Genomic DNA, 10,210 nt, shown 5'->3' on the forward strand with positions numbered 1-10,210 from the left:
GCCGGATTATTCATCCGAAGCTAAAAATTGCGCAAGTAATGTTTTATCCGGCAATTTTAGCAATCCTGTGCCAGTGCCTCAGGCTTATGCTTTTAAACAGAATCACTGCCCGGACATAGCGTCCAGCGCGGCTCGCCCAATCAGGCCAGCTGCGGCCTCCAGCCCAAAAGGGTTGGCACGGCCCCCGGGCTACATACTGTCCAGAAGACGGCATGAGGTGAGCCGACGCCACAAGCGTTGAGCCAGGACGAAATTCCCAAAGGGGGACCGCGAGGTCCCCCTTTTTCTTTGTGCGCGGTTGTTTGCACACAGGAACATGTTCGCGCTAGTAGCGTGCTGATAGCATGCGGCGAACGGCGCACCAATAATGCAGTCTTAACCCCATACATCCGGCGTCCCTGTGAGGAAAGCATGAAATCGCGTATCTGGCATTTGGCAGGCTTGAGCCTGTTATGTGTAAGCATCAGTGCCCAGGCTTTGGCCGGGGATGACGCGCCACGTGATCAGATCCGTGGCAGCTCGGGCGCGGGTCAGCAGCGCGAGCAACCCAATGCTCCGCAGCAGATGCAGCAGATGCAGCAGCGCCAGCAACAGAACATGCAACAGCAACAGATCCAACAGCAGCGCGGTGTCGAGCGCCAACAGGATCAGCAGATGCGTGATGTTGAACGCCAACAGCAACAGCAGATTCAACAGCAACAGAATCAGCAACGGCAGGTCGAGCGCCAACAGCAGCAACAGATTCGTGATGTAGACCGCCAGCAACAGCAGCAGATTCAGCAGCAACAAATTCAACAGCGTCAGTCTGAGCGCCAGCAACAGCAGCAATTCCAACAGCAGCAGAATCAACAGCGGCAGTTGGATCGCCAGCAACTGGAGCAGCGTCAGAACAACCTGCCGATTCAAAGCGGCCCCGGCGAAGCGCGCCAGACGCAGCCGCCGCGTCAGGGGTATTACCAGGACCAGAACAATGGTTTTCGCGGCAGTCGGGGGGATAACCGTCCGAATGATCACTGGACCGGTCGTCCTGATGGCCACGGCAATGGCTGGGGGCCCGGCCCGCAATATCGTCCGGGTCACGTGATTGATCGTGTTCCGGGCAGCTATTCCCGAGTCCCGTATCGCGGTCTGGATTACTACTATTCGGACGGCTACTGGTACCGCCCGCAAGGCCCGCGCTATGTGATCGTGACGCCACCGTATGGTGTACGAGTGCGCAGCTTGCCGGCTTATTCACAGGAAGTCTGGATTGGCAGCTCACTGTTCTTTGTGGCCGCCGGGACGTACTACACCTACCAAGAAGATACACAGGATTATGTGGTGGCTTATCCGCCACAAAACGTCGAGCCGGTTTACACGCCGCAGACGCCGGTATCCAGTCCCTATGACCCGATCGCCTACCCGAACAATGGGCAGAGCGCCGAGCAGGTCGCTCAGGACAAATATGACTGCTATCGCTGGTCGGTAGATCAGAGCAGCTTCGACCCGGCCGACCCGAACTCGCCCAACGCACCGGCGATGATTCAGGTCTACCGTCGTTCGATGGTGGCTTGCCTGATGGGCCGCGGCTACACCATCAACTGATTTAGACTGCGGCTGGGCGCACGACTTCCTGCGGGTCGGCGTGCACCAGCACCTCGGCCTTCGGGTATTCGCTGTTGATCGCCGCCGCGGCCTGGTCACAGAGGCCGTGGGCGACAGACAGCGTCAGGCTGCCTGGCAACTCCAGATGCAGCTGCACAAACCAATGATTGCCGGAAATTCTGGTGCGCAGGTCATGAGCACCGAGTACGCCGGGCACACTGCACGCCAGCTTCAGCATTCTGTCGCTGACATCCACCGGCAGCTCCTGATCCATGAGCACCGAAACGGTTTCCCTGGCGATCTGGAAAGCACTCCACAGGATGTACAGAGAAATACCCAGGCCGAACCAGGCGTCAAGCTGCTGCCAGCCAAACCATGCCAACACCAGCGCCAGCAGAATGCCCATGTTCAGCAACATATCTGAGCGGTAGTGCAGTGAATCGGCGCGGATTGCAGCGGAACCCGTTTCCTTGATCACCTTGTGCTGAAACGTCAGCAGAGCAAACGTCAGCACCAGTGAAAGCAGCATCACGGCGATGCCCAGGCCGGGTGAGCCAATCGGCTCCGGGTTCTGAATGCGTTCTACAGCCTGAAAGCCGATCAAGCAGGCACTGACGGCAATGAATAGCGCCTGTGCCATCCCCGACAGCGCTTCCGCCTTGCCATGCCCATAACGGTGATCGTCATCGGCAGGCCGCAGTGCGTAATGCACCGCCAGCAGATTCAGAAATGATGCTGCTCCATCGAGCAGGGAGTCGGTCAACCCGGCTAGCAGGCTGACCGATCCACTGAGCCACCACGCCACCGCCTTGGCGATGATCAGGGTACTGGCGACCGCCAGCGATGCCCGGGTTGCCAGGCGCAACAAGCGGGCGTGTTCGAGGCTGGTGCTCATGGTGCTTCCTTCAAATTACAGTCAGGCCGACGGCGCGAGGCCCAGGGCCGCCAGTTGTTGCACGCTGCCACGATGCTGGATCAGGCGTGGATCGTTCAACGGCAGCGTGCGGCCCAGTTCGGTTTCCAGAATTGCCTGCAGCTTGCTGTTATCGACACTGCCATCGGCGTTCACGGCCGGTTGCAGTTTTTGCGGGTCGATCTGCGCGCTCTGACCATGCGGGAAGTAGATCGCGCCCGTAGCAAAGTCGACACCGAAGGCGATCAGCCCAGGGATTACGTAAAACAGCAGGCCGACAGCGTCGAGCACGGCAATCGCCGGATCAATCTTGCCATCGATCTGACCACGGCGATCGGGATAGAAAATGCTGCCGCATGCGGTGAGTTGGGTCAGCAGAGTAGCGACCACAACGCCGCCGATTAAACGAGAAGGAATGCGCATGAACATCTCCAGAAGTGAAGTGGCAACTATACAAGGCAAATAACGCAGAGCTATGACTATTGCGCGGTTCGGCGGTTCAGCAGTTACCCTCGTAGGACCGGCTTTAGCCGGGAGAGGGTCATTCCAGTCGCTGCATCCTTGTATGCTGGAACATTGCTCTCCCGGCTAAAGCCGGTCCTACGGATCGCTTGCCGACAATACAACGTCGATATTTACTCGCCCATCCATGCACTGCATATTGCTCACGCACTCAAAGGGAGACGAACAATGACAATCAGGGTTTTGGTGTTACCGGGGTTATTCAATTCGGGTGAAGCCCACTGGCAGTCGCAGTGGGAGCGGCAGTTCCCTGACCTGTACAGGGTTGAGCAAGAGGATTGGGAAACCCCGGTTGCGGCGGATTGGGTTGAACGTCTCAATCAGGAAATCACGGCAACTGACGGTGAAGTCGTGCTGGTCGGCCACAGTCTTGCGTGCACCCTGATTACTCGTTGGGCCCAGCAATATCCTGAGGCGCACAAGGTACGCGGTGCCTTGCTGGTGGCACCCAGCGATACCGAGGCAGACAGCTATCCATCGGGTACGAGCGGCTTTACGCCAATGTCGACGCAACGCCTTCCATTCCGGACGATCACGGTAGCCAGTACTGACGATCCTTACGTGACTCAGGAACGAGCCCGGTTCTTCAGTGAAGCGTGGGGCAGCGAGTTGGTCTGGCTGGAAAACGCTGGGCACATCAACGGTCAGACCGGATACGGACCTTGGCCGGAAGGCATTGAGTTGTTGTATCAATTGACGGGCGACTCTCGCTTTAAACTCAAGTGAGGGCTTGAAGGGCTGATAGCAGATTTAATGCCATCGGCACGTATAATCGGCCGCCTGTTCTGGAGCCGCCATGATTTCCCTGCCCATCGATGCCGTTTTACCCGACCTGCGCCAGGCGCTGTCCGAGCGCCATGAAGCGGTGCTCGAAGCCCCGCCCGGCGCAGGCAAGACCACTCGCGTGCCGTTGGCGCTGCTTGAGGAAACCTGGCTCGCCGGGCAAACCATTCTCATGCTCGAACCACGCCGACTGGCAGCGCGGGCAGCGGCCGAGCGACTGGCCAGTGAGCTGGGCGAGAAGGTGGGTGAAACCGTTGGCTACCGCATCCGTCTGGAAAGCAGGGTAGGCCCCAACACACGCATCGAAGTCGTCACCGAAGGCATTCTGACTAGGCGCTTGCAGGATGACCCGGCGCTGGAAGGCGTGGGTTTGCTGATCTTCGACGAATTTCATGAGCGCAGCCTGGATGCCGACCTGGCCTTGGCCCTGAGCCTCAACGGTCGCGATCTCTTCCGTGACGAGCAACCGCTGAAGATCCTGCTGATGTCGGCCACTCTGGAGGGCGAGCGCCTTTCGAGTTTGCTCGACGATGCGCCGGTGGTACGCAGCGACGGTCGGATGTTCCCGGTGCAGATGCAGTGGGGCCGACCGTTTCAGCCCGGCGAATTCATCGAGCCGCGGGTGGTGCAGACGGTGCTGGATGCGATCAATGATCAAAGCGGCAGCCTGTTGGTCTTTCTGCCAGGACAGGCGGAAATTCGGCGGGTCAATCAGCAACTGGCGGATGCCTTGGGCTCGCGACCCGACATCATGTTGTGCCCGTTGCACGGCGAACTGGATCTGAACGCCCAGCGCGCCGCCATTGAACCCGCACCCAAGGGCATTCGCAAAGTGGTGCTGGCGACCAACATTGCCGAAACCAGCCTTACCATCGACGGCGTGCGCGTGGTAATCGACGCCGGGATGGCGCGAGTTCCACGTTTCGATCCGGGCAGCGGCATGACTCGCCTCGACACTCATCGCATCTCCAAAGCCAGCGCGACACAGCGCGCCGGTCGAGCAGGGCGCCTGGAGCCGGGTGTGTGTTATCGGCTGTGGTCCGAAGCTCAACATGAGCAACTTGCTGCATATGGCGCAGCGGAAATCCTTCAGGCAGATCTCGCCGGTTTGGCCTTGCAACTGGCGCGCTGGGGTGTCACGCCGACGCAACTGGTCTGGCTCGATGTGCCGCCCGCTGCGGCCTATGGGCAGGCTCAGGATTTGTTGGTCCGTCTGGGCGCGCTGACCCGAGAACCGGGGCAAGAGCTCAAGCTTACGTCTCATGGTCAGGCCATGGCTGAGATGCCCGCTCACCCGCGTATCGCCCATTTGCTCCTGCGCGGTCAGGCGCTGGGCCTTGGCAGTCTGGCCTGCGATGTTGCTGCACTGCTTGGCGAGCGCGACATTTTGCGTGGTGCCGGTGCCGATCTGCACAGTCGTTTGACGCTGCTCGATGGCAGTGAGCGCGCTGCCCGTGGCGCTCAAGGTGGTGTGCAACGAGCGAAACAACTGGCTCGCCAATATCGCGGCTATTTACGTGGCGCTGCGACTGAGCCAGTCAGCGATCCAGAGCATCCGCGCTGGCTGGGCGCGTTGCTGGCGCTGGCCTATCCCGACCGTGTTGCGCAGCAGCGAAAAGCTGGCGGTGCGGAATACCGGCTGGCCAATGGTCGTGCGGCCTTGTTTGCCGAAGTCGATGCGTTGATGAAGCAACCGTGGTTGGTAGTCGCCGACCTTGGCAGCCGTCAGGGGCAACGCGAAGAGCGTATCTATCTGGCGGCAGAGTTCGACCCGGCATTGTTTGATTCAGTGTTGGCGGAACAAGTGGTTCAGCTCGACCAACTGGATTGGGATGAGCGCGAAGGTGTGTTCCGTGCTGAGCGCCAGCGCAAGGTCGGGGAATTGATCCTCAGTCGCGAGCCACTGACCGGGCTGGATGAGTCTGCCAAAGGTCAGGCGTTGCTGGCTTTGGTGCGGCGTAAAGGTCTGGAATTGTTGCCGTGGACGCCCGAACTGCGTCAATGGCAGGCGCGCGTCGGTTTGTTGCGCTCGCTGGATCTGCAGCAGAAAGACAGCAGCGAATGGCCGGATGTCAGTAACGCCGGTTTGCTAGAGCGGCTGGAAATCTGGTTGTTGCCGTATCTGGGCAAGGTGTCGCGGCTCAGCCATTTCAGCAATCTGGACTTGTCGTCGATCCTGCATAACCTGCTGCCGTGGCCGTTGCCCCAACGTCTGGATGAGCTGGCTCCGCATCACCTGAGCGTGCCGTCCGGGTCATCAGTGCGGCTGGATTACAGCGAACACCCACCGATTCTCGCCGTGCGCCTGCAAGAACTGTTTGGTCTGGCCGACACACCGCGCATCGCCAATGGGCGACAGATCGTCAAACTGCACCTCCTGTCCCCGGCCCGCCGTCCGGTGCAGGTGACGCAAGACCTGGCCAACTTCTGGCGCAGCACCTATGCCGAAGTGAAGAAGGACTTGAAGGGCAGGTATCCGAAGCACTACTGGCCGGATGACCCGCTGATTGCCGAGCCGACAGCGCGGATCAAGCCGAGGAAGTGAAGGCGCTTTAGGAGAGCGCCTTCTGTGCCTGCCACAACCCTATCGCGCAGCAAACACGGTCCCTGTAGGAGCGTACGAGCACCGCGAGGCCGCGATAGCGATTTGCCTGACACACCGCCATCGCTGCCTCGCGGTGCTCGTGAGCTCCTACAGATATTTGTTCAAGTTCGCGGAAACTCAGGGCAACGCCAGCAACAAAAAACAGCCAACTACATCAGATGGTTACGAGATGAATTCAATATGAAGGCATCAACTCACCGACCGCCCCAGAAACAACATCAAACGAAAATCTGTAATCCAGATTATTGATGTTTACAAAGAAGCACAGCTGCCCGGATACATAATAAACATCAGAAAAAATGCCTTGGCCAATTATAGATTTTGCAGCAGCACAGACATCCCACATCAGATCGCCGTCAGGCTTGATAATCAGGGCTTCATTTTCTTTTATATCAAATGGAGCAATCACAACCGCTATGCCAGTACCGTCCACTAATAATTCAGGAATCAGTTTCTGGGGATTTTCGATTTTGTGAGAACACCCAAGAAAAGACCATGCGACTCCCGTAGGCAAAGACTCCCACACGCTCAAGCCTTGAGAGTTGGCGCCGCGATCAGATGATCCAGGTTTGTTGATCACCGAATAGTTTTCAATAACGCTCATTTATCCACCATAACCACAGAGTGACACGCTCTTTCTGGGCGATTCCATGTTGCCTGCCAATACATTTCGTGGGAGCGAATTCATTCGCGAATGGGCCGGTACATCCGCAGCCTATGTATTGCCTGAAATACCGCATTCCTGACTGAATTCGGTCCTATAGGGAATATGAGACCCCGAGTATCAGCGTGCTGTCGTGGGACCGGCTTTAGCCGGGAAGAGGCCACTACAGTTACTAAAAATGTACCGTTAGACATATCGCTTTCCCGGCTAAAGCCGGTCCCACGACTTTCTCCTAAATGGCCTAAGGCAACACCGGCAACAAAAACCGTCCAATCACTGGCAAATGATTGGAAATCAGCAAAGTGTCTTCCTGGCGCACGGCAGCGCCGACACGCTTGAGTCGCGGGCTGAAAAACAGGTAATCCACCGTACGATCCGGGCCATTGACGCGGGGATCGTTGGGGAAGTGCGTGAGCCATTTCGAGCGATCAATGCCGCCGACTTCAACGTTGTTCGGGATCATCGGGTATTTGTCCCAGAGCACGTGCAACTGGCTGTCCGGCTGATACAACGAGCGCTGCTCGGCCGGCAGGCGCTGATATTGACCCAGCGGCAGCAAGTTGAAATCCCCACCTATCAGCCAGGGCGTACCGGTGGCTTCAAACTTGTCGAGCAGCTTGCTGGTCGCCTGGACTTGGCGCTGCATGGCGTCGTCGCCTTCGATAAAGGTGTCCAGATGGGTGTTGATCACCGCGAGATGGCCGCCGTCGCGCAGGGGCAGGTAACTCACCAGCAACGCGGGTTTACGCTGGAACTGGCGACTGATCAGGTTGGCGTCGCGAATCGGAAGCTGGATGCGTTCGGCCCGGTCGATTTCGAATCGGCTCAGGGTCGCGAGTTTCATGCCGACGCTGCCTGCGATGTGTCGATTCGGGACGAAATCAGCTTTCCAGTAAAACGCCTCGGAGCTGCAGGGATACAGGTCGGTGACGCGCTCTTGCAGCAGCGCCAGTTGATCGTCGTAGCCGGTGCTCTTCGCGCCGTCGTTCACTTCCTGCAGCAGGACGATGTCCGGCTGTTCGTCGCGAATCACCCTGGCGACTTCATCGAGATTGAAGGCGACATCTTCTGGCGTAGGTCGCTCGTCCGGGCCGCTGCCATCGGTCATGTCATACCAGAACACGTAACGCTTGCCCGCCAGATACTGGATGTTCCAGGTCATGACCTTGAGCGCTTGTCCCGGTATCAAACGCGGTGTTTTATCTGCAGGGGTACAGGCGACAGGCAATTCTTCACGGGGAGCAGGGCGCCAGGTCAGGGTGTAGACCAGCACCAGCAGCACGCCGGCCAGCAATACAAGAATCAGCATGAAACGGATCAAGCGGCTCATCGGCTCGGCTTAGAACGCGCTGCGTTCAGTCAAAGGTCGCGTTGCAGGGTTTTCGAAAAAAGCGCAAACCCGAGCATAGCCCGACTGGAACATGATTGGCAGCCTTCGTCTCTTTTACTCTAGCTCTTCAGGTTGTTCAGGTGGTTCGTTGAGCAGCATGAACAGACGAAACATCACCACGCTGGTGAACAACTGCAGGAAGCTGCTGACTATGTTGATCAGCAAAATGGCCGCCTCATTTGGCGGCTCGGGCAGCAGGAGATATGCGCCCCCTTCAAGCAGCGACAGGGGAATATAAATGCATAGCACGCAGGTCAGAATGCGCACGAAATGGCCCTTGCTCATCTCGAAGCTCGCGCGCATCGCCATCAGCGGCGTCAGGCCACGTAGCACCAGCAGGTATTCCGAGAACACCAGTTTGATCATCACCCAGATGCCGGGAAGGATGAACAGTGACAGACCAAACATGATCAGCAGGGTGCTCAGTGCCGAGAGTACGGCAAAGGTCGGCCACATGCGCAGCGCCATGGCGAGCAGGTCGCGCGGTCCAGGCTGATCTCCACCACGGCTGCGTGCATCCATGAACAGGATCAATGCACAGGTATAGAGCGGATAGAACAACAGACCGATCAGTAGCTCGTAAGTCGATGAGGTACTGGCCGTCAGCGAACTGCTCGGCGCCTGCTTGGCCAGCGCCTCAACGATCACCAGCGGCAGACACAGCACCAGAATGCTCGTCAGGTTGCGCCGGAAAAAGTACAGGGAGTCGGTAAGAATCGTCAGCGGGTTCATTAGGATCGGGTCGCAGAAAAAGCAGTCGGTCACTTTAGCTGGCTAACCAGGCACCGGCCAGAGCCTTCTTAACATTTGCGACAGTCTATTGAAACGCCCTGGATTAGCCCCATTACCTTGCTTACGCGTTGGCTATCCGGCCAGGCGAAGATTTTTAACGGCAATCTAACGAGGTCGCCATGAACAGCGAAGAGCAAACCCTGATCGATGGTCTTTTCAGCAAACTGAAAAGTGCCGAAACCAGCTCAGCCCCCCGTGACGTAGAGGCTGAAGCCAGGATCAAGGAGCATCTCAACCAGCAGCCCGCCGCACCTTATTACATGGCGCAGGCGATTCTGGTGCAGGAAGCGGCAGTGAATCAGCTCAACCAGCAGGTCAAAGAGCGCGATGAGCAAATCCAGCGTTTGCAGGCTGAACTTCAGCAGGCGAAGGCCCAAGGACCTTCGGCTCCGGCGCAGGGCGGTGGTGGGTTTCTGTCGAGCATTTTCGGCGGTGGCGGCAATCGTCCGCAGCCTCAGCCGCAGCAGTCATTTTCTCAGCCGCCAGCGTCGTCCGGTGGTGGCTGGCGCGACGGCCCATCCAGCCCTCCGCCTTATAACGCTCCGCAAGGTAATCAGGGTAATTATGCCGCTCCGCAACAGCAGGCTCCACGCGGTGGCGGTTTTCTCGGTGGCGCGTTGCAAACCGCAGCCGGTGTCGCCGGTGGTGTAATGCTGGCGCAGGGTTTGAGCAGCATGTTCGGCAATCACAACCAGCCTGAAGAAGTTGTGGAAGTCATCAAAGAAGAGCCTGCTCAGGTTGCTGATCATAGCCCTCAGGATTCAGGTGGCGGCTGGAACGATAACCAGGAGAGTGTGACCAGCAACGATTCATACGGCAGCGATCAAGGCGGCTGGGATGACGGCGGTTTTGATGGCGGGGATGATGATTCGTTTGTTTGATTCAGCTATCCAGATGTATTTCCAGGAGGCGTTTTACTCAGACACCCACCTGCCGCGCTGAAATACGGTACCTGTG

At 58.1% G+C, this 10,210-nt stretch carries 10 protein-coding genes; 4 read left to right on the plus strand and 6 right to left on the minus strand.

Translation table 11 applies throughout. The annotated features are described in order from the left end of the window. Positions 1-450 precede the first annotated feature (450 nt). Positions 451-873: a hypothetical protein gene (locus tag H8S59_RS27160; RefSeq protein WP_343073053.1), complete on the minus strand. Its 423-nt coding sequence runs from the start codon at positions 871-873 to the stop codon at positions 451-453. Here H8S59_RS27160 and H8S59_RS27165 point away from each other — a divergent pair. Next, complete coding sequence (locus H8S59_RS27165) at positions 859-1,584, plus strand: DUF6515 family protein (RefSeq protein WP_343073054.1); 726 nt, start codon at positions 859-861, stop codon at positions 1,582-1,584. The two genes, H8S59_RS27160 and H8S59_RS27165, sit on opposite strands and share 15 nt — an antisense overlap. A 1-nt stretch (position 1,585) precedes the next feature. Here the strand turns inward: H8S59_RS27165 and H8S59_RS13940 are convergent, their stop codons facing one another. After that, positions 1,586-2,479: a cation diffusion facilitator family transporter gene (locus tag H8S59_RS13940; RefSeq protein WP_095100397.1), complete on the minus strand. Its 894-nt coding sequence runs from the start codon at positions 2,477-2,479 to the stop codon at positions 1,586-1,588. 21 nt (positions 2,480-2,500) lie between these two features. Continuing rightward, entirely contained in the window at positions 2,501-2,920 is a 420-nt protein-coding gene (locus H8S59_RS13945) for a hypothetical protein (protein ID WP_027901831.1), read from the minus strand. 267 nt (positions 2,921-3,187) lie between these two features. Between H8S59_RS13945 and H8S59_RS13950 the strand changes: the two genes are divergently transcribed. Together H8S59_RS13950 and hrpB are read left to right on the plus strand one after the other, a co-directional pair. Further along, on the plus strand, positions 3,188-3,745 hold the full coding sequence (locus tag H8S59_RS13950) for an RBBP9/YdeN family alpha/beta hydrolase (protein ID WP_187521788.1): 558 nt from the start codon (positions 3,188-3,190) through the stop codon (positions 3,743-3,745). Between the two features lie 70 nt (positions 3,746-3,815). After that, positions 3,816-6,347, plus strand: a complete 2,532-nt coding sequence (gene hrpB / locus H8S59_RS13955) for an ATP-dependent helicase HrpB (protein ID WP_187521789.1) — start codon at positions 3,816-3,818, stop codon at positions 6,345-6,347. 235 nt (positions 6,348-6,582) lie between these two features. Here hrpB and H8S59_RS13960 read toward each other — a convergent pair whose 3' ends face one another. The 3 genes from H8S59_RS13960 to H8S59_RS13970 form a co-directional block, all read right to left on the minus strand. Continuing rightward, entirely contained in the window at positions 6,583-7,011 is a 429-nt protein-coding gene (locus H8S59_RS13960) for a hypothetical protein (protein ID WP_187521790.1), read from the minus strand. A gap of 301 nt (positions 7,012-7,312) precedes the next feature. Next, on the minus strand, positions 7,313-8,401 hold the full coding sequence (locus H8S59_RS13965) for an endonuclease/exonuclease/phosphatase family protein (protein WP_187521791.1): 1,089 nt from the start codon (positions 8,399-8,401) through the stop codon (positions 7,313-7,315). A 114-nt stretch (positions 8,402-8,515) separates the two neighbouring features. After that, positions 8,516-9,193: a YciC family protein gene (locus tag H8S59_RS13970; protein ID WP_187521792.1), complete on the minus strand. Its 678-nt coding sequence runs from the start codon at positions 9,191-9,193 to the stop codon at positions 8,516-8,518. A gap of 179 nt (positions 9,194-9,372) precedes the next feature. On the opposite strand from H8S59_RS13970, the gene H8S59_RS13975 reads away from it, so the two are divergent. Beyond that, positions 9,373-10,134, plus strand: a complete 762-nt coding sequence (locus tag H8S59_RS13975; RefSeq protein ID WP_187521793.1) for a DUF2076 domain-containing protein — start codon at positions 9,373-9,375, stop codon at positions 10,132-10,134. The last annotated feature ends 76 nt before the right edge of the window (positions 10,135-10,210 follow it).

Source organism: Pseudomonas folii (assembly GCF_014357575.1).
Classification (GTDB): Bacteria; Pseudomonadota; Gammaproteobacteria; order Pseudomonadales; family Pseudomonadaceae; genus Aquipseudomonas; species Aquipseudomonas folii.

Excerpts from the sequence above, each read along its gene's own strand:
- H8S59_RS13940 (WP_095100397.1), bottom strand. The coding sequence starts at position 2,479 with ATGAGCACCAGCCTCGAACACGCCCGCTTGTTGCGCCTGGCAACCCGG.
- H8S59_RS13945 (WP_027901831.1), bottom strand. The coding sequence starts at position 2,920 with ATGCGCATTCCTTCTCGTTTAATCGGCGGCGTTGTGGTCGCTACTCTG.
- H8S59_RS13950 (WP_187521788.1), top strand. The coding sequence starts at position 3,188 with ATGACAATCAGGGTTTTGGTGTTACCGGGGTTATTCAATTCGGGTGAA.
- hrpB (WP_187521789.1), top strand. The coding sequence starts at position 3,816 with ATGATTTCCCTGCCCATCGATGCCGTTTTACCCGACCTGCGCCAGGCG.
- H8S59_RS13960 (WP_187521790.1), bottom strand. The coding sequence starts at position 7,011 with ATGAGCGTTATTGAAAACTATTCGGTGATCAACAAACCTGGATCATCT.
- H8S59_RS13965 (WP_187521791.1), bottom strand. The coding sequence starts at position 8,401 with ATGAGCCGCTTGATCCGTTTCATGCTGATTCTTGTATTGCTGGCCGGC.
- H8S59_RS13970 (WP_187521792.1), bottom strand. The coding sequence starts at position 9,193 with ATGAACCCGCTGACGATTCTTACCGACTCCCTGTACTTTTTCCGGCGC.
- H8S59_RS13975 (WP_187521793.1), top strand. The coding sequence starts at position 9,373 with ATGAACAGCGAAGAGCAAACCCTGATCGATGGTCTTTTCAGCAAACTG.